This window comes from Erwinia sp. HR93 (assembly GCF_034555055.1).
In the GTDB taxonomy this organism is placed as follows: domain Bacteria; phylum Pseudomonadota; class Gammaproteobacteria; order Enterobacterales; family Enterobacteriaceae; genus Apirhabdus; species Apirhabdus apintestini.
This window is the reverse complement of record NZ_JAXUDP010000001.1, coordinates 3,566,877-3,586,896: the sequence shown is the minus strand read 5'-3', so window position 1 is coordinate 3,586,896 and position 20,020 is coordinate 3,566,877. Positions and strand designations below refer to the sequence as shown.

The 20,020-nt window shown below is 48.8% G+C and carries 16 protein-coding genes; all 16 read left to right on the top strand.

The features are described from left to right. The 16 genes from SFA31_RS16765 (at window position 1) to SFA31_RS16690 (ending at window position 19,684) form a co-directional block, all read left to right on the top strand. Window positions 1-480, top strand: a complete 480-nt coding sequence (locus SFA31_RS16765) for a GDP-mannose mannosyl hydrolase (RefSeq protein ID WP_322839003.1) — start codon at window positions 1-3, stop codon at window positions 478-480. Continuing rightward, window positions 477-1,748, top strand: a complete 1,272-nt coding sequence (locus SFA31_RS16760; RefSeq protein ID WP_322839002.1) for a WcaI family glycosyltransferase — start codon at window positions 477-479, stop codon at window positions 1,746-1,748. Before SFA31_RS16765 ends, SFA31_RS16760 begins: the two co-directional genes overlap by 4 nt. Window positions 1,749-1,818: 70 nt before the next feature. Next, complete coding sequence (gene cpsB / locus SFA31_RS16755; RefSeq protein ID WP_322839001.1) at window positions 1,819-3,255, top strand: mannose-1-phosphate guanyltransferase; 1,437 nt, start codon at window positions 1,819-1,821, stop codon at window positions 3,253-3,255. Window positions 3,256-3,362: 107 nt separating this feature from the next. After that, window positions 3,363-4,739 (top strand): phosphomannomutase CpsG, encoded by a 1,377-nt coding sequence (gene cpsG / locus SFA31_RS16750; RefSeq protein WP_322839000.1) that lies wholly within the window; start codon window positions 3,363-3,365, stop codon window positions 4,737-4,739. A 112-nt stretch (window positions 4,740-4,851) separates the two neighbouring features. Further along, window positions 4,852-6,246: an undecaprenyl-phosphate glucose phosphotransferase gene (gene wcaJ, locus SFA31_RS16745; RefSeq protein ID WP_322838999.1), complete on the top strand. Its 1,395-nt coding sequence runs from the start codon at window positions 4,852-4,854 to the stop codon at window positions 6,244-6,246. Window positions 6,247-6,256: 10 nt separating this feature from the next. Continuing rightward, complete coding sequence (locus SFA31_RS16740; protein WP_322838998.1) at window positions 6,257-7,735, top strand: MOP flippase family protein; 1,479 nt, start codon at window positions 6,257-6,259, stop codon at window positions 7,733-7,735. Between the two features lie 62 nt (window positions 7,736-7,797). Further along, the gene (wcaK, locus tag SFA31_RS16735) at window positions 7,798-9,078 is read left to right on the top strand and encodes a colanic acid biosynthesis pyruvyl transferase WcaK (RefSeq protein WP_322838997.1); all 1,281 of its coding nucleotides are present in this window, start codon (window positions 7,798-7,800) and stop codon (window positions 9,076-9,078) included. Continuing rightward, complete coding sequence (wcaL, locus tag SFA31_RS16730) at window positions 9,075-10,295, top strand: colanic acid biosynthesis glycosyltransferase WcaL (RefSeq protein ID WP_322838996.1); 1,221 nt, start codon at window positions 9,075-9,077, stop codon at window positions 10,293-10,295. Before wcaK ends, wcaL begins: the two co-directional genes overlap by 4 nt. A gap of 93 nt (window positions 10,296-10,388) precedes the next feature. Further along, entirely contained in the window at window positions 10,389-11,777 is a 1,389-nt protein-coding gene (gene wcaM, locus SFA31_RS16725) for a colanic acid biosynthesis protein WcaM (protein ID WP_416208361.1), read from the top strand. 204 nt (window positions 11,778-11,981) lie between these two features. After that, window positions 11,982-12,977: an NAD-dependent epimerase/dehydratase family protein gene (locus tag SFA31_RS16720; RefSeq protein WP_322838994.1), complete on the top strand. Its 996-nt coding sequence runs from the start codon at window positions 11,982-11,984 to the stop codon at window positions 12,975-12,977. A 215-nt stretch (window positions 12,978-13,192) separates the two neighbouring features. Then, the gene (gene galF / locus SFA31_RS16715) at window positions 13,193-14,083 is read left to right on the top strand and encodes a UTP--glucose-1-phosphate uridylyltransferase GalF (RefSeq protein WP_322838993.1); all 891 of its coding nucleotides are present in this window, start codon (window positions 13,193-13,195) and stop codon (window positions 14,081-14,083) included. Between the two features lie 227 nt (window positions 14,084-14,310). After that, window positions 14,311-14,943 carry a NeuD/PglB/VioB family sugar acetyltransferase gene (locus SFA31_RS16710; protein ID WP_322838992.1) on the top strand — a complete coding sequence of 211 codons (633 nt, stop codon included), beginning with the start codon at window positions 14,311-14,313 and terminating at the stop codon, window positions 14,941-14,943. Beyond that, on the top strand, window positions 14,936-15,976 hold the full coding sequence (neuB, locus tag SFA31_RS16705; RefSeq protein WP_322838991.1) for an N-acetylneuraminate synthase: 1,041 nt from the start codon (window positions 14,936-14,938) through the stop codon (window positions 15,974-15,976). Before SFA31_RS16710 ends, neuB begins: the two co-directional genes overlap by 8 nt. Window positions 15,977-15,978: 2 nt before the next feature. Next, a complete protein-coding gene (locus SFA31_RS16700; protein ID WP_322838990.1) occupies window positions 15,979-17,244 on the top strand; it encodes a cytidylyltransferase domain-containing protein in 1,266 nt (421 codons plus the stop codon). Further along, complete coding sequence (gene neuC / locus SFA31_RS16695) at window positions 17,241-18,401, top strand: UDP-N-acetylglucosamine 2-epimerase (protein WP_322838989.1); 1,161 nt, start codon at window positions 17,241-17,243, stop codon at window positions 18,399-18,401. The genes SFA31_RS16700 and neuC overlap by 4 nt, the downstream gene beginning before the upstream one ends. A gap of 20 nt (window positions 18,402-18,421) precedes the next feature. Next, window positions 18,422-19,684 (top strand): lipopolysaccharide biosynthesis protein, encoded by a 1,263-nt coding sequence (locus SFA31_RS16690; RefSeq protein WP_322838988.1) that lies wholly within the window; start codon window positions 18,422-18,424, stop codon window positions 19,682-19,684. The last annotated feature ends 336 nt before the right edge of the window (window positions 19,685-20,020 follow it).

Sequence of the window (20,020 nt, the reverse complement as noted above, 5' to 3'; positions counted from 1 at the left end):
ATGTACCTGAGCCAGCAGGATTTTTCCACCGTCGTTCGGTCGACGCCGCTGATCTCCCTCGATTTTATCGTGGAAAACGCGCGCGGGGAGTGCTTATTGGGGCGGCGAAATAACCGCCCGGCGCAGGGATTCTGGTTTGTACCCGGCGGGCGAGTGCGTAAAGACGAGACGCTGGAGCGCGCCTTTTCCCGGCTCACCCAGGAGGAACTGGGGCAACGTATCTGCTGGCAAGACGGCGAGTTCTACGGCGTCTGGCAGCATTTCTACGAGGATAACTTTTCTGAGGCGGCGTTCTCGACGCACTACGTGGTATTGGCTTTCCGCCTGCGCGTGAACGGCGAAACCCTGGCGCTACCGGAGCATCAGCACAGCGCGTATCGCTGGCAAAGCGCCGAACGGTTGGTCGCGAGCCTGGACGTGCACGACAACAGCCGCGCGTATTTTCTCGCCGAGCGTCGCAGTGAGGTTCCCGGGCTATGAAAGTACTCATCTACGGGATCAACTATGCGCCGGAACTCACCGGAACCGGCAAGTATACCGGTGAGATGGCGCAGTGGATGGCAGAGCAGGGGCACGAGGTGCGGGTCGTGACCGCGCCGCCTTACTATCCCGAGTGGCAGGTCCACCGGGGCTGGAAGGCGTGGGCTTATCGCAAAGAGCCGGGCGCCGTTACCGTATGGCGCTGCCCGCTGTATGTGCCAGCCCGCCCCTCGACGCTGAAGCGTTTATTTCATCTTGGCAGCTTTGCGATTAGCTCTTTCTTCCCGCTGCTGGCCCAGCGCCGCTGGAGGCCGGACTGCATTATCAGCGTGGTGCCGACGCTGTTTTGCACCCCGGGGATGCGCCTGCTGGCGAAGCTGTGCGGCGCGCGCACCGTGTTACACATCCAGGATTATGAAGTGGACGCCATGGTGGGGCTGGGAATGGCCGGGCGGCGGGGGCCTGCCGCGCGGCTGGCGGCGGCCTTTGAGCGCAGCAATTTGCTCGGCGTTGACTGTGTGTCCACGATTTCCCGCTCAATGATCGCAAAAGCCATTGAAAAAGGCGTGGCGCCGCAGCGAACGCTGTTTTTCCCTAACTGGTCGGAAGTCGAACGCTTTCGCACGGTGACGACGCAGGCCGCCGCAGCGCTGCGCGAGCGGCTGGGGTTATCGACGCAAAAACGTATTGCCCTGTATTCCGGCAATATCGGCGAGAAGCAGGGGCTGGAGAATGTGATTGCCGTCGCCGGGCGTATGGCCGATGCGCCGCTGCAGTTTGTGATTGTCGGGCAGGGCGGCGGACGGGCGCGGCTGGAAAAAATGGTGGCGGAGCAGGGGTTAACCAATATCACTTTCCTACCGCTGCAGGCCGCCGAGGATTTACCGGCGCTGCTGAGTCTGGCGGACTGCCATCTGGTGATTCAGCGGCGCGGCGCGGCGGATGCGGTGTTGCCGTCCAAGCTCACCAATATTTTAGCCGCAGGCGGCAATGCGGTGATTACCGCAGAGGCGTCAACGGAACTGGGGCAAGTGTGCGCGGCGTATCCCGGGATTGCCGTATGCGTAGAGCCGGAGTCCGTCGATGCGTTAGCGCAGGGTATAGCGCAGTGTCTGGCGATGCCGAAGCCCAACGCGGTGGCGCAGGGTTACGCGGAGCGCACGCTGAATAAAACGCGCGTACTACAGCAGTTTATGGCCGATATCGCAGCGCTACGGCCCGCGCGGGATAAAACCGGGACAGCGGAAAAAACGGCGCGACAGCGCTGAAAACAAACGTTTCGCCAGCGCGCTGGCCGTCCCTTTTATGGCAGGTCTTTGGCAGGAGTGAGGTTAACCAATGAGTCAGTCACAGCTTTATCCGGTGATTATGGCCGGCGGAACGGGCAGCCGGCTTTGGCCGCTGTCCAGGGTGCTCTATCCCAAACAGTTCCTTCGTCTGAAAGGTGAGATGACAATGCTGCAGACCACGGTCAACCGGCTGAACGGCGTGGCCTGTGAAAGCCCGGTAGTTATCTGCAATGAGCAGCACCGCTTTATCGTCGCCGAACAGCTGCGCCAGCTTAACCGGCTTACTCAAAATATTATTCTGGAGCCGGCGGGGCGCAATACCGCCCCGGCGATTGCGCTGGCGGCGCTGGCGGCGCGGCGCAGCAGCCCGCAGGACGATCCGCTGATGCTGGTGCTGGCGGCCGATCATGTGATTCAAAACGAGGATGCGTTTCGCGAGGCGGTGCGCGCAGCGCTACCGCTGGCGCAGTGCGGCAAGCTGGTCACTTTCGGGATTGTGCCCGATGCGCCGGAAACGGGATATGGCTATATCCGACGCGGGGATACCTGCGCGCAGCGGGCGGAAGTACCCGCGTTTCAGGTGGCAAGCTTTGTGGAAAAACCGGGCCAGGCCACCGCCAGAGAATACGTCGCCAGCGGCGAATATTACTGGAATAGCGGGATGTTTTTATTTCGCGCCGGGCGCTATCTGGAAGAGCTGGAAAAATTCCGTCCGGATATTTTGCGCGCCTGTGAGCAGGCGATGGCGGCGGTCGATCCAGATTTAGATTTTGTTCGCGTGGATGAAGCGGCGTTTCTGGCCTGCCCGGATGAGTCGGTGGATTACGCGGTGATGGAGAAAACCGCCGATGCGGTGGTGGTACCGATTGACGCCGGCTGGAGCGACGTTGGCTCCTGGTCATCGCTGTGGGAAATCAGTCAACGCAGCGCGCAGGGCAATGTGCATCACGGGGATGTGATGAGCCACGACAGCGAGAACAGCTATGTGTATGCCGAATCCGGGCTGGTGACCACCGTTGGGGTGAAGGATTTGGTGGTGGTACAGACCAAGGATGCGGTGCTGATAGCCGACCGGGCGCGGGTACAGGAAGTGAAGCACGTGGTTGAGCGCCTGAAGGGCGAGGGACGCCACGAGCATCATATTCACCGGGAGGTTTATCGCCCGTGGGGGAAATACGACTCGATTGACGCGGGCGAACGCTATCAGGTGAAGCGGATCACCGTGCAGCCCGGGGAGGGGCTGTCGCTGCAGATGCATCATCACCGGGCGGAGCACTGGATTGTAGTTGCCGGCACCGCGCGGGTCACTATCGGCGATGAGGTGAAGCTGGTCAGTGAAAACGAGTCGGTTTATATCCCGCTCGGCGTGACGCACTGCCTGGAAAACCCGGGGAAAATACCGCTTCATCTGATTGAGGTGCGCACCGGCGCGTGGATTGATGAAGACGACATTGTCCGGTTTCGGGATCGCTATGGGCGCCTGTAGGGACTGACCGTCCGCGGCGGGCTGCCGCAGAACAAACCATTTACTACCGCAGCGTATTTTTCCCGGCAGGGAAGAAGGGCTGACTGTTGCCTGAAAAAGGGATAACGATGACCAAGCTGACCTGTTTTAAAGCCTACGATATCCGCGGCAAACTGGGCTGTGAATTAAACGAAGAGATTGCGCGTCGTATCGGACGCGCCTATGGCGAATACCTGAAACCGCGCAGTGTGGTGCTGGGTGGCGATGTGCGCCTGAGCAGCGAAGCGTTAAAGCGCGCGCTGGGTGAAGGGCTGCGGGATGCCGGCGTTGATGTTCTGGATATGGGGCTTGTCGGCACTGAAGAGGTTTATTTCGCCACCTGGCATCTGGGCGTTGACGGCGGTATTGAAGTCACCGCCAGCCATAATCCCATGGACTACAACGGCATGAAGCTGGTGCGCGCCGGCGCGCGCCCCGTGAGCGGTGATACCGGCCTGCGTGAGATCCAGCGGCTGGCGGAAAATAACGATTTCCCGCCGGTTGCCCCGCTGCGGCGGGGCGCGTGGCGAACGATCAATGCGCGCGACGCTTATCTCGATCACCTGTTCACCTATGTGGATAGCGCCAATTTCACGCCGCGAAAGCTGGTAATTAACGCCGGTAACGGCGCGGCCGGGCCGGTTATCGATGCCATAGCGGCGCGCATCGCGGCGCTAAAACTCCCGTTGACCTTGATTAAGGTGCATAACGCGCCGGACGGCCATTTCCCACACGGTATTCCTAACCCGCTGCTTCCGGAATGCCGTGAAGATACCCGCAGGGCGGTGATTGAGCACGGCGCGGATATGGGCATTGCCTTTGACGGGGATTTTGACCGCTGCTTTTTATTCGACGAGCGCGGGGAGTTTGTCGAGGGGTATTACATTGTCGGGCTGCTGGCTGAGGCGTTTCTCGAAAAACAGCCCGGCGCGCGCATCATTCACGACCCGCGCTTGTCCTGGAATACGGTGGACGTCGTGACGCGGGCGGGGGGGACGCCGGTGATGTCAAAAACCGGGCATGCGTTTATTAAAGAGCGCATGCGCGAAGAGGACGCGGTGTACGGCGGAGAAATGAGCGCCCACCACTATTTTCGCGACTTCGCCTACTGCGATAGCGGCATGATCCCGTGGCTGTTGGTAACGGAGCTGCTGTGTCGTAAAGGTCAGTCGCTCAGCGCCGCGGTGTGGGAGCGTATCCACGCGTTCCCGGCCAGCGGCGAGATTAACCGCACCCTGCCCGAACCGGATGCCGCTATCGCACGGGTGCGCGCCCGCTATGCCGGGGTGGCGAATCAGGTGGATGAAACCGACGGTCTGAGCATGGCGTTTGGCGACTGGCGTTTTAATTTGCGCTGTTCCAACACTGAACCGGTGGTGCGCCTGAACGTGGAGTCGCGCGGCAATCGCACTCTGATGGAAGTACGAACCCGTGAGTTAATGGCGCTGCTGGACGCGCCGCGCTGAATGCAGGGGCTGCGCCTGAGTAACGGGCGCCGCAGCGCAGCGAAGAAATCAGGGAAAGGAGAGACAGGGCTACGCCGTTTACATCATGCCCGAGGCGTATAAAGGTAAAACGATGACGAATTTAAAAAAGCGCGAGCTGCCAAAAACGAATGCATCGTTGATTTCAATGGTGCAGCGTTTTTCTGACATTACCATTATGTTTGTCGGGCTGTGGCTGATATGCAGGGCCGCCGCGCTGCCTTTCTTTTATATGCATTTATTAATGGCGCTGGTGACGCTGGTGGTGTTCCAGATGATTGGCGGGATCACCGATTTTTACCGCTCCTGGCGCGGGGTGAAAATGGCGACCGAACTGCTGCTGTTGCTGCAAAACTGGACGCTGAGCCTGGTGTTTAGCGCGGGGCTGCTGGCGTTCACGCCGAATTTCATTATGTCTTTTCGCGTCTGGCTGGCGTGGTATGGGTTTTCAAGTTTGGGCTTGATTCTGTGCCGGGCAGGTATTCGGCTTGGGGCAAGCTGGCTGCGCGATCGCGGCTACAATACGCGGCGTGTGGCTATCGCCGGCGCGCAGCCCGTGGGCGTGGCGCTGGCGGACAGTTTTCGCCAGGCGCCGTGGCTGGGGCTGGAAGTGGCCGGCATTTATCACGAGCCGCAGCAAGAGGGCGTGCCCGCCCAGTGGGCCGGTAACCTGACGCAATTAGTGGCGGACGCGCGCGCTGGCAGAGTGCATAACGTATATATCGCGATGGCGATGCGCGATGAAACGCACATTAAAAAGCTGGTGCGCGACCTGTCGGATACCACCTGTTCTGTGATGCTTATTCCCGATGTCTTTACCTTCAATATTCTGCATTCGCGTACCGTGGAGGTGAACGGGGTGCCGGTGGTGCCGCTATTTGATACGCCGCTTAGTGGGATAAACCGCCTGCTAAAGCGTATTGAAGATGTGGTGCTGGCGTCGCTTATTCTGCTGCTGATCTCCCCGGTGCTGTGCGCTATTGCGCTGGCGGTGAAGTTAAGCTCCCCCGGGCCGATTATTTTCCGCCAGACCCGCTACGGAATGGACGGCAAACCTATCACGGTATGGAAGTTTCGCTCGATGCGGGTGATGGAAAATGACGCCGTGGTGACGCAGGCTACGCAAAACGATCCGCGCGTGACCCGCACGGGTAATTTCTTACGCCGCACCTCGCTGGATGAACTGCCTCAGTTTATTAATGTGCTGATGGGCGGCATGTCGATTGTCGGGCCGCGCCCGCACGCCGTGGCGCACAACGAACAGTATCGCGCGTTGATTGAGGGATACATGCTGCGCCATAAGGTGAAGCCTGGGATCACCGGCTGGGCGCAGATCAACGGCTGGCGCGGTGAGACGGATACCCTGGATAAGATGGCGAAGCGGGTTGAATTTGATTTGGAATACATTCGTGAATGGAGTCTGTGGTTTGATATCAGGATAGTGTTCCTGACCATTTTTAAAGGTTTCGTCAGTAAAGCCGCCTATTAAGGGTCATCCTATGAGTTTAAGAGAAAAAACCCTGAGCGGCGCAAAATGGTCCGCTATTTCGACGCTGACTATCATTGGACTGGGGCTGGCGCAGATGACGATACTGGCGCGCCTTATCGACGGCCACCAGTTTGGCCTGCTGACGGTGTCGCTGGTGATTATCGCGCTGGCGGATACGCTGTCAGATTTTGGCATCGCTAATTCGATTATCCAGCGTCAGTCTATTTCACCGCAGACGCTGACCACGCTCTACTGGCTGAATGTTGGGCTGGGCGTAGCGGTGTGTCTGGCGCTGGTGGCGCTGAGCGGCCCTATCGCCGGGCTGTTGCATAATCCGCAGCTGGTGCCGTTAATCAAACTGCTGGCGCTGGCGTTTATTATTATTCCGCACGGGCAGCAGTATCGCGCGCTGTTGCAAAAGGAGCTGGCATTTAGCCACATCGGCATGGTTGAAACGATGGCGGCGCTGGCGGGATTTTTGGTTACCGTTATTGGGGCATATATATGGCCTCTCGCGCTGACCGCAATTGTAGGTTACCTGGTCAATAGCGCGGTACGCACGCTGCTGTTTGGCTATTTGGGGCGGAAAATTTATCGTCCGGGGCTGCACTTTTCTCTGGCGCCGGTTGCTCCTGATCTGCGCTTCGGGGCGTGGCTGACCGCCGATAACATTCTCAATTACATTAATACCAATCTTTCGACGCTGACGCTGGCGCGGATCCTCGGCGCCACCGCGGCCGGGGGGTATCAACTGGCGTGGAATGTGGCGGTGGTGCCGCCGATGAAGCTGAACCCGATCGTGACCCGCGTGCTGTTCCCCGCCTTTGCCAAAATTCAGGATGATACCGCTCGGCTGCGGGTCAATTTTTATAAGCTGCTGTCGGCCGTAGGGTTGATGAATTTTCCGGTGCTGCTGGGGCTGATGGTGGTCGCCAACCACGCGGTTCCGCTGGTGTTCGGCGCAAAATGGAATTTTATTATCCCGATTTTGCAATTGCTGTGCGTGGTGGGGCTACTGCGCGCGGTGGGTAACCCTATTGGCTCGCTATTGATGGCTAAGGCACGCGTCGATATCAGCTTTAAATTCAATGTGTTTAAGGTTTTTCTGTTTATCCCGGCCATTGTTTTCGGCGGCTGGTACGGCGGCGCGTTGGGCGTCACCGTGGGTTTTCTCGCGGTGCAACTGCTCAATACGGTATTGAGCTATTTCATCATGATTAAACCGGTGCTGGGCAGCAGCTATCGCGATTACATCTTAAGCCTGTGGCTGCCGTTTTATCTTTCGATCCCCACTCTTGTTATTAGCTATGGGCTGGGCCTGGCGCTCGGCGATAGCCTGCCGCTGGGCGCGCTGCTGGCGCTGCAGGTGGCGGGCGGCGCGCTGGCGTTCGCGCTTTCGCTGGCGCTCTCGCGCAATGCACTGGTGGTGGAAATTAAACGTCAATTTTGCCGCAGCGAGCGTCTGAAAACGCTGCTGCGCGCCGGATGACGCCGGTGCGCTAAGCGAATTTTGCAGCGCCGGCGAGCGGGACTCCGATTATAGAGGTGTTAATGAAGATACTGATTTTAGGCAATCATACCTGCGGCAACCGGGGCGATAGCGCTATTTTGCGCGGCCTTATTGATGCGATTAGCCTCCAGCGTCCGGATATTAGGCTCGATGTGATGAGCCGGTACCCGGTAAGTTCGGCGTGGCTACTGGGGCGCAGCGTGCTGGCCGATCCTCTGTATTTGCAAATGCGGCGCCACAATGGCGCTCAGGGCGCGCTGGGGCGCGTGAAAAAGGTGCTGCGCCGGCGCTATCAGCATCGCGTTTTGCTGTCGCACGCGTGCGGTGAGGGCACATTGCGTCAGGTTTCGTTGCCGAAAGGATTCACTGAATTTGCGGCCGCGCTGGGGGAGTATGACGCCGTTATTCAGGTCGGCGGCTCTTTCTTTGTGGATTTATACGGCGCGCCGCAGTTTGAGCACGCGCTGTGCAGCTTTATGGCCGGTAAGCCCGTTTATATGGTGGGACACAGCGTCGGACCGTTTCAGAATGCGCAGTTTAATCAACTGGCGAATGCGGTTTTTCGCCGCAGCCGCGCGCTTATCCTGCGTGAGTCAGTGAGCCTGGAGATGATGCGTGACGCCCAAATTGATGTTAGCCGGGTGGAACACGGTGTGGATACCGCCTGGTTAGTGGCTCTGCGAGAGGGGGAGTTTATCGCCAGTTATGCAGTGAATTACTGGCTAACCATTGCCGCACGCGAGAAAACCGTGGCGGTGACCCTGCGCGAACTGGCGCCCTTTGACAAACGGTTAGGCACCACTCAGCGCACCTATGAACAGGCCTTCGCCGCACTTATTAATCGCCTGATTGACGAAGGTTATCAGGTGCTGGCGCTGTCCACCTGTACCGGAATCGACAGCTATAACAAGGATGACCGTATGGTGGCGCTCAGTTTGTTGAAATACATCGACAGGCCGGAGCGTTTTCACGTGGTGATGGATGAGCTTAACGACCTGGAGATGGGGAAAATCTTCGCCGCCTGCGCGTTAACGATAGGCACGCGGCTGCACTCTGCGATTATTTCCATGAACTTCGGTACGCCGGCGCTGGCGCTCAATTATGAACATAAATCCGCCGGTATTATGCGCCAGCTCGGAATGCCGGAAATGGCGGTAGATATTCGCCAGCTACTGGATGGCACGCTGCAGGATACCGCCATGCGGGCGCTGGAAGATTTGCCCGCGCTGCGCGACAGGGTTTTCCGGGCGGTACAGCGGGAGCGGGAGCAGGGAAGGCGCATGGTGGCCTCGGTGCTGGAACGTATACAGGAGGCGGTATGAAGGTCGGTTTTTTCCTGCTGAAGTTCCCGGTCGCGTCGGAAACGTTTGTGCTGAACCAAATCGTTGCGTTTATCGAGATGGGTTATGAGGTGGAGATAGTCGCGCTGCAAAAGGGCGATCTTACTCATACTCACGCGGTCTATCAGCGGTATCGGCTGGGGGAAAAAACCATCTGGCTCATGGATGAGGCGCAGGGGAAAGTGGCAAAGATGCTGGGGCGCGTGCGGGATACGCTGCGCGGCGCGCGGCGCGGTCGTACCTGGCGTGCGCTGAACGTGGTGCGCTACGGCGATGAGGCGCGCAATTTAATTTTATCGGCTATTTGCGGGCGCCATGCGCGCACGCTGCGGGCGCCCGTATTTATCGCCCATTTTGGGCCGGCCGGCGTTAGCGCCACTAAACTGCGCGAACTGGGGGTGCTGGAGGGTAAAATCGCCACCGTGTTTCACGGTATCGATATTTCGCATCGGGATATTCTTCAGCACTACAAGCCGGAGTATCGCGCACTATTTCAGCGCGGGGATGTGATGTTGCCGATCAGTAATCTGTGGGCTGAAAAGCTGCGAGAAATGGGCTGCCCGCCGCAAAAAATTGCGGTGTCGCGGATGGGGGTAGATTTGGCGAAGTTCAGCCTGCGCTCCGTAAAGGCACCGGGTGAGCGGTTGACCATGGTTTCGGTGGCCAGACTCACCGAGAAAAAAGGCCTGCATGTTGCTATTGAGGCGTGCCAGTTGCTGAAGGCACGCGGCGTAAAATTTCGATATTACATCTTAGGCATTGGCCCCTGGGAGCGCCGCCTGCGCACTCAGATTGAACAGCTTGAACTGGACGACGATGTCGTGATGTGTGGCTTTAAGCCGAATCACGAAGTGAAGGCGATGCTGGATGATGCTGACCTATTTTTGCTGCCGTCTATCACCGGTGAGGATGGGGATATGGAAGGCATCCCCGTCGCGCTGATGGAGGCGATGGCGGTGGGCATTCCCGTCATTTCGACGCTGCACAGCGGTATCCCCGAGCTGATTGACGCCGGGCAGAGCGGCTGGCTGGTTCCGGAGCGCGATGTTCACGCGCTTGCCGACCGGCTGCAGGCGTTTAGCCAGCTTGAGGCCGCTACGCTGGAGCCTATGCGCGTGCGTGCGCGTGCGAAAGTTGAAACCGATTTCAACCAGCAGAAGATTTATCAACGGTTGGCTGGGTTATTACAGGCGCTGTAGTGGGGCAACAAGGCCGGGGTACGGGAGGCTATTAATGGGCACCGACTGACCATCTAAACTGACGAGGTTATGCCTGATATGAAAAAAGCCTTATTGGTGAAGGCGTTGACTCGCCGGGCGCTGCTGCGGCGCGCAGCGGGGGTTGCCGCACTGGCGCTGATTTATGCACCAGGCGCTAACGCGTTGAGGCAAAAGACGCCGGTGGACGTAGGGGATTTTTACCGCGGCGACTGGCCTGCGGCATTCAGACGCGCTTTTAACGCGGCCGACCATGTGGTGGTGCCGAAAAACCGGGTGTGTGACGATTTCAACGCGGGGATTGTTATTCCCAAAGGTAAAACACTGACCATCCGCGGCGGCATTAGCGGTAACGGGCGCGGCCGCTTTGTGCTGCAGGACGGTTGTCAGGTGGCGGGCGAAGACGGCGGGCGGATTAATAATGTGACGCTGGACGTACGCGGTTCAGACTGTGCGATCCGCGGCCTGGATATGAGTGGTAAAGCGCCCGTTACTCAGATTTATATTGGCGGCAAAGAAAAGCGCAATATGCGCAATTTGATTGTCGAGAAGCTTCGGGTGCACGATGCGAATTACGCCATCCTGCGGCAGGGGTTTCATAATCAGCTTGACGGTGCGCGCATTACGCACTGCCATTTTCAGCGCCTGCAGGGCGATGCGATTGAGTGGAATGTGGCAATCAATGACAAAAATATCCTGATTTCCGACCACCTGATTGAGGATATTAATTGCACTAACGGGAAAGCCAATTGGGGGATTGGGATAGGCTTAGCCGGCAGCACCTATGACAATCAGTATCCTGACGCGCAGACGGTAAAAAATTTTATTGTGGCGAATATTACCGGGCGCAACTGCCGCCAGTTGGTGCACGTCGAAAATGGCAAACACTTTATTATCCGCAATATTCGCGCGCAGAATATTACGCCCATGTTCAGCAAAAATGCCGGGATTGATAACGCCACTATCGCTATTTACGGCTGTGATAATTTCACTATCGATAATGTGCAAATGAGCAAAAGTGCGGGGATGCTGATTGGATACGGCACCGCGCGCGGGCGCTATTTGTCGATACCGCAAAACTTTCGAATTAATAATGTGACGCTGGATAACCGCAAGTTACCTTATCGCGTGCGTGGGATCCAGATTGCCTCCGGTAATCAAACGTCGTTTGTGGCACTGACGCGCTTTACCCTGGAGCACGCCAACCTTGAGATTCATAATAAACCGCAGCATCTGTTTCTAAGGCATATTCACGTGAGGCAGCTCGCCAAACGCGGCCCGGCGCTTAAGCTCAATTTTGATTTACGTAAGGATGTGCGCGGTCATTTTATGGCCCGAGAAGATACGCTGTTATCGTTAGTGGATGTGACAGCCATCAATGAAAAGGGCCAAAAATCAGTGGATATTGACGCTATTGGGCAGAGGTATGTGAAGGTGCAAGGGGGGAACGTGGTGTCTCTCTAACCTTGAAGTTATTAAATTTCTAGTTACGATCGGTAGTTTGAGCGAATGTCAGACGATAATAACAATGGTTATCGTATGACAAAAGTTTATAATTATTGTACTGAAGCTAGGTTTACGTTAAAACAAGGAAGTAACTAGTTAAGAGCTCAGTTCCTTGATTTTAAAGTAATAATTTACAAATCAAACATATATGATGGCGATGCGATGAACGATAAGGTAATTTTTATAGGGGCGTCTGGTTTTGTTGGGACGCGCCTGATTGAGAGCGCAAAATCAGAGTTTGAAATTAAAAATTTTGATAAACAGCAAAGCCATTTTTATCCAGAAATTACTCAGATTGGTGATGTTCGCAATCAAGGCGAGTTAGATGAAGCTTTAAGAGGGCAAACCACCGTAGTTTTGCTGGCGGCAGAGCATCGTGATGACGTAAGCCCTGTTTCGCTTTACTACGATGTGAATGTCCAGGGCACGCGTAACGTTATTGAGGCTATGAATAAAAATGGCGTAAAGAATATCATTTTTACTAGCTCAGTAGCGGTTTATGGCTTAAACAAAGAAAATCCTGATGAAAACCATCCCGTAGATCCTTTTAATCACTATGGGAAAAGTAAATGGCAGGCAGAAGACGTTCTCAGAGAATGGTATCAGCAGCAGCCAGAACAACGTTCTTTAACGATTATTAGACCAACAGTTATATTTGGTGAGCGTAATAGAGGAAACGTTTATAACTTATTAAAGCAGATCTCCGGCGGTAAATTTGCGATGGTAGGCGCTGGTACAAATTATAAATCTATGGCTTATGTCGGAAATATTGTTGCGTTTATTAAATATTTATTATCACATAGCCATGCTGGATATGAAGTTTATAATTATATTGATAAACCTGATTTAAGCATGAACGAATTAGTTGCCCAGGTTGAAATAAGTTTAAATAAGAAAATCCCATCTGTGCATCTTCCCTATGCATTAGGAATGGTAGGGGGATTCTGCTTTGATGTTCTTAGCCGTATCACTGGGAAAAAGTACGCTATAAGCTCTGTACGTGTCAGGAAATTTTGTGCGACCACTCAGTTTGATGCCACGAAGGCACATAACAGCGGATTTAGTGCACCATTTACATTATCTGAAGGATTAGACCGTACTCTGCAATATGAGTTTGTGCAAACTCAGAAAGATAATATTACTTTTGTTAGCGAGTAATATTGTTAATTCAGTTGCCTAAAATAGCGTTGTTCAATTGAGTCAACGCTATTTCCCTTAATACATAGAATAAATCTGAAAGTCACCAGGTATTATGGCCTGAACCCCTTTATGTTGCTTAAGTAAGCAATATGGGAATCATATTTGGCAGGTTATACTGGCATTGGCATGGCTAAAGGTTATAATTCACTGATTAATCTGAGCGTGGGGTGGACATGAGTAATTTAAAAGCAGTTATCCCGGTTGCTGGTTTGGGGATGCATATGCTGCCCGCGACCAAGGCAATACCAAAAGAGATGTTGCCTATCGTCGATAAGCCGATGATCCAGTACATCGTTGATGAGATAGTTGCGGCGGGCATTAAAGAAATTGTGCTGGTTACTCATTCCTCAAAGAACGTCGTTGAAAACCATTTTGATACCTCCTACGAGCTGGAGTCACTGCTGGAGCAGCGGGTTAAGCGCCAGCTGTTAGCGGAAGTGCAGAATATCTGCCCGCCAGGCGTGACTATTATGAATGTTCGTCAGGCTCAGCCGCTGGGGTTAGGACACTCAATTTTGTGCGCGCGCCCGATCATTGGTGATAATCCCTTCGTCGTAGTTTTGCCGGATATTATTCTGGATGATGCCAGTGCCGATCCTCTTCGATATAATTTGGCTGCCATGATTGCCCGCTTCAACGAGTACGGACGCAGCCAGGTTTTAGCCAGACGGATGCCCGGCGAGCTTTCTGAATACTCTGTTATTACTACCGATGAACCCCTTAAAAATGAAGGGCAAATTGCTCGCGTAGTGGATTTCATCGAAAAGCCTGATGAACCACAAAGATTGAATTCCGATCTCATGGCCGTTGGGCGCTATGTCCTCTCCGCCGATATCTGGCAGGAACTGGAGCACACTGAGCCTGGTGCCTGGGGGCGTGTGCAGCTAACGGATGCCATCGCCGCGCTGAATCAAAAACAGCCGGTTGAGGCGATGCTGATGACCGGAGTTAGCTACGACTGCGGTAAAAAAATGGGCTATATGCAGGCTTTTGTGAACTACGGATTGCGTAATCTTAAAGAAGGACAGAAGTTCCGTGAAGGGATTCAGAAGCTGTTGGCTTAGACAACATATAGAGAGCCATCGATAGTGTTTATACGGCAGCAGGTTTGCTCCTGACTGCCGTTTTCTTCGTTTTAAATATTGAATTTTTTACAGTTAAAATCGCTTTAAGTAGTTTTATTGTACTTGGTAAGGTTTATGTAATCAGTTGACTGGTAGCTGTAGAGCCAGGGGCGGTAGCGTACCAGTAATATTTTGAGTAATTAAGAATGGTTGAGAATGGTGCTGAAATGAAAAAGAAACTAATCATTATTGGTGCTGGAGGATTTGCAAAAGCCGTAGTGGATAGCTTGGATCATGATGAATATATCATCGTTGGTTTTCTTGACAAAATTAAATCAGAAAGCCATTTAGGCTATCCTATTTTGGGCGCATCTTTAGATGAACTAGAATTTATTGAAGACTATAAGTTCTTTATCGCTATTGGAAATCCCGATCATCGAGATGAATGGTTTACGAAAATAAAAGAGAAGGAATTAGAAACTATAAATGTCATAGATAAAACAGCAATTCTTTCGGCCAGAGCAAATTTGGGAACATGCATATATATCGGTAAAATGGCGATTGTAAATTGTGATTCTTATTTAGAAGATGGCGTTGTTGTGAATACCCGTGCACTAATTGAACATGGAAACCACATATCATATTGTTCAAATATCTCAACAAATGTTGTCTTAAATGGAGATGTACAAGTAGGTGAAAAGACATTTGTTGGTAGCTGTACCGTGGTAAATGGACAGATAAAGATAGGTAGTTCTAGCATTATAGGTTCAGGCTCAGTTGTCATCAGAAATATTCCCAATAATGTAGTGGTAGCTGGTTCTCCAACAAGACTATTAAAGGAAAGAAAAAATAATGAATAATGTTTATATTGTGGCAGAAATAGGATGTAATCATAATGGGGATTTCTTATTAGCTAAACAAATGGTAGATGAAGCTAAGATTGCAGGAGTAAATGCAGTAAAGTTTCAGACTTTTAAGGCTGATAAACTCATATCCAGGTACGCTCCTAAAGCAGAGTATCAAATAAAAGTTACCGGGAATGTTGAGTCTCAGCTTGAAATGACTCGAAAGCTTGAACTCCCATACGAGGAGTTTATTAAATTGGAAGAATATGCTAAAGAGCTTGGTTTAGATGTATTTTCAACACCTTTTGACTCTGAATCAATAGATTTCCTGGCAACCAGAAATCAAAAAATATGGAAAATCCCATCAGGAGAATTACTTAATCTTCCCTATATTGAAAAAATAGCTCGTTTACCTATAGAAAATAAGAAGATTGTTTTATCAACAGGCATGGCCACTATTGAAGAAATAAATCTTGCGCTCAAAGTTTTGCATGAGAATGGAGTTAAACCACAAGATATTACTATACTTCATTGTAATACAGAATATCCCACTCCTTATGAAGATGTAAATTTAAATACAATTTCTGGTTTTAAAGAAATTTATAGTGATTATAATATCGGTTTTTCTGATCACTCTCCTGGATATTATGCAGGAATCGCTTCTGTAGTTTATGGTATTACTTTTATAGAGAAACATTTCACATTAGATAAAAATTTTGAAGGGCCAGATCACAAAGCATCTGTTACACCACATGAATTAAAAATATTGTGTGAAGGTATCCGTGCTGTAGAAAAATCACTTGGAAGTTATAATAAGATTGTTACCAATTCCGAGCGGAAGAATAAAATAGTTGCACGAAAATCGATAGTTGCAAAGTGTGGAATTAAAAAAGGAGATATTTATAGTATTGAAAATATTACAACCAAGCGCCCGGGAAACGGCATTAGCCCTATGTTTTGGTATGATTTATTGGGTAAGGTAGCAGAGAACGATTTTGAAGAAGATGAGCTTATTTCTCATTCAGGGTTTCGAGAACAAGAGGTGTAGTTATGCCATTTAGGCGAATCGCTATCATACCTGCACGTTCAGGATCTAAAGGGTTACCAAATAAAAATATTTTAATGCTTGTTGATAAACCTATGATTGCCTATACCATTGAGGCAGCTATAGATTCGGGGCTATTTGATAGAGTTATAGTTTCTACAGATTCTATAGAGTATAAGTATATTGCTGAAAGATACGGAGCAGAAGTTCATATACGTAATAAAGAATTAGCATCAGATGCTGCTACTTCATTTATGGTTGTGAAGGACATTTTAGAAAAATATCATGATTATGATTATTTTTTTCTTTTACAACCGACTTCCCCTTTCCGTAATTCAGAACACATTATTCAAGCAGCAGAACTATTTGAAAGTTCAAATTATGCTCGCTTTTTGGTTTCCGTAACTGAAAGCGATAAAAGCGCTGATTTAATTAAACCGATAGAAAGCTCTCTGAGTTTAGGTCATTTTGATAAAGATTTTAGCAACTATCGGAGACAAAATTGCAAGCAATATATGCCTAATGGGGCTATATTTTGTGGCTACCTTGCAGACTATCTTGATAAAAAACATTTTTTTGGTAGTAATAGTATTGCTTATATCATGACTTATGAGGACTCTATTGATATAGATAATATATTTGATTTTAATGTTGCAATCATGATCCAAAATAAAAAAAATAAATCTATAAACTTAAGAAACATGATTATGCGACGTATTGAGGAGAAGAGAGAATATTTTAAATCGGTATCCCCTATTACTTTCATGGGACATTCAATTTTTGATTATTGGAGTATTAAAGTATTAGGTGGTAAACGGATTAATAATTTAGGTATTTCAGGAATAAATAGCCAACAATATTATGAACTGATCTTAAATAAAGGACTTATAAGTTCAGTAGGAGAAGATGTCTTTCTGATGATTGGATCTAATGATATTGTTGTTGAGGGGTGGAATGTTGACTATACAATTTATTGGATAAATAAAATCATCGATAAAATTCATCAAATTAATACTCAGGCAAAAATATATATCTTTTCTATTCCACCGGTTTTGGGGCGTGTAGATAGAGATAATCGCATGATAGAACATTTAAATGAAAGATTAAGTCAATACATTAACGAGTCTAAAAAGGCGATTTTGATTACATTTGACTCTTCTTATTATGATCCATTTGGCAATCTATCTTACCAATATACTAATGATGGGCTTCATTTTAATGAAGCTGCTTATGATCAGCTTGAGAAAAATATTTTGAGTGTATTCAAGTGAAAAAGAAATTATTATATGTAACGGGCTCGCGGGCAGAATACGGCATCTTGAAAAGATTATTGCTAAAACTAAAATCTGATGATTCTATTGAGCTATCTATAATAGCAACTGGGATGCATTGTGATAAGAGATATGGACTGACATATAAGGTCATTGAGGAAGATGGATTCATCGTTGATGAATTATTTGATATTGATATTAACAATAAAAATAACTCTGAAATATTAACATCAATGGCTAATTGCCAGAAATTATTTGGAGCTTATTTTGAAAAGAATAAATTTGATGCGCTAATGATCCTTGGTGATCGGTATGAGATATTCTCAGTAGCCGTTGCTGCAGCAATGCATAATATACCAATCATCCATTTCCATGGTGGAGAAAAAACTTTAGGTAATTATGATGAGTTTATACGGCATGCGATAACAAAAATGTCTCGCCTGCATTTAGCCTCTACTGAGGAATATAAAAATAGGATTGTCCAAATGGGTGAGGATCCTCATAATGTATTCAATATTGGAGCTTTAGGCGCAGAAAATGCATTATTAATGAAACTTCCTTCTAAACAGGAGCTTGAAGACAAGTTTGGATTATTATCACAACCATATTTTATGGTGGTATTTCACCCCGAAACTTTAACTCAAACATCTGTTCTGTCCCAACTGGATGAGCTATTGCAAGCATTGGGGAATTTTAATCATGAATACGATTTTATATTTATAGGTTCAAATTCTGATACAGGCGCGGATGAAATAACTAGAAATATTATTGATTTTTGTAAGGTGAATAATTCCAGGTTTTTTAAATCTATACGGCCAGAAGAATATCTTGCATTAAATAAATATTCTTGCGGGTTAATAGGTAATTCTTCTTCAGGATTAATTGAAATTCCATCGTTCTCTATCCCAACTATAAACATAGGTGATCGTCAGAAAGGGCGGGTTCGTGGGGATACGGTCATCGACTGTGGTTGTAAAGTAGAAGAAATTGAAAATGCGATACTTTTAAGTCAGCAGCTAAAAAATTCAGATAGCATAAAGAACATCGTCAACCCTTATTATAAAGATAATGTTCTTGAAAGCGCAATGAAAGCCATCAAGAATTTTCTTGATTCCAATGTTGAGCCTTATAAAGATTTTTATGATCTTAAAATATGAAGTATTGCCGGTTGAATTCCATGTCTTTACTTAAAAATTCGAGTATTTATCTTTTTTCTAATATTTTAAATGCTTTAGTTCCTTTCTTATTATTACCAATTCTGACACATAAATTATCTCCCGAAGGTTATGGAGAGATCGCAATGTTTCAGACATTAGTCAGTGGATTGGCTGCTTTAACAGGCCTTAATACAATTGGCGCCGCTAATCGTTGTTATTACGATGATTTAACGAGCGATGAATTAAAAAAATATAACGGGGCATGTTTTCATGTCTTGGCTATAAGTTCATTTTTATTAATTCTTTTGGGAGGAATATTCTCTGCTTCTTTGAGTAAATGGTTAAGCATTCCTGTATCTTGGATCTTTTTTGCAATAATTGTATCCGCTGGTAATTTTATTATTCAATTTAGACTTGGACAGTGGCAAATACGAGGGCGGGCGTGGCGCTTTGGAATGTTTCAGGTCTCACAAAGTTTATTACTGTTTCTCCTTACGATTGCTTTTCTATTATACTTTGGGTTCGGCGCTGCTAGTCGAATAAATGCTATGATTTTGGCGGCAGCTCTATTTTCTATTTTTTCATTCATAACTCTCTATAAAGAAAATTTATTAGCTCTAATGAGTTTTCGTATAGAGTTCATTAAGGATACTTTAAAATTTGGAGTTCCTTTAGTTCCACATATTATTGGTATTTTCTTCTTAAGTGCAATAGATAGGATATTAATTAATAATAAACTTGGTGTAGGTGAAGCTGGAATATATATGTTGGGTGTCCAGTTAAGTCTAGGTATGGTTGTTATTTTTGATGCAATAAATAAAGCTCTTATTCCTTGGCTTTTCAGGATATTATCAGCAAATGATATAGAGAAAATTAGCCAATTGGTTCGCTTTACTTATTTTTATTTTATAATTTTGGCGTTCTTGGGAGGACTATCATTTTGGATTGGACCATATATTGTTAGATGGCTGGCAGGCTCTGAATATCAACAGGCTACTTCCGTTATTGGCTGGCTATGTCTAGGTCAGGCTTTTAATGGAATGTATCTAATGGTGACGAACTATCTTTTTTATGCTAAACGAACTGGAAGGTTATCGATTGTAACGATTTCTTGTGGAGTCTTAAATATATTGTTGTTGATTTCTTTTATGAAATACAATGGCATTATCGGCGTTGCTATGGCTTTTGCATTATCAATGTTTATAAGATTTATCTCCACATGGATTTTGGTTTTGAAACTCAATATAATATCATGGCGTTTCTTAATTAAGAAAAAAATGTAAGTGTCAATATATTAATTGAAGTAGTAAAAGCTAATTCCTTCACCTTCACCGTCATCTTTAACTAGCTACTTTAATTATATTATCAGTAATAACAGACGTATGTTTTTTAATGAAAGCTTCATTCATTTAAAAAATAGGTAAAAGAAAATTCCCACTGTGCAGCCTTTGGATTTTCTATGTAAACTGGAATGATACGCTGTGCAAAAATTTACCATTCAGTGCTATAAGCTAGAATTTTCATGATATAACTGTACTGAGTAGAAGCATGTATGCTATTAGCGCGATACTCAGTGTCATAAATCGATGTCAGCAGTTGTAACTGCACAGGTTGGTCGA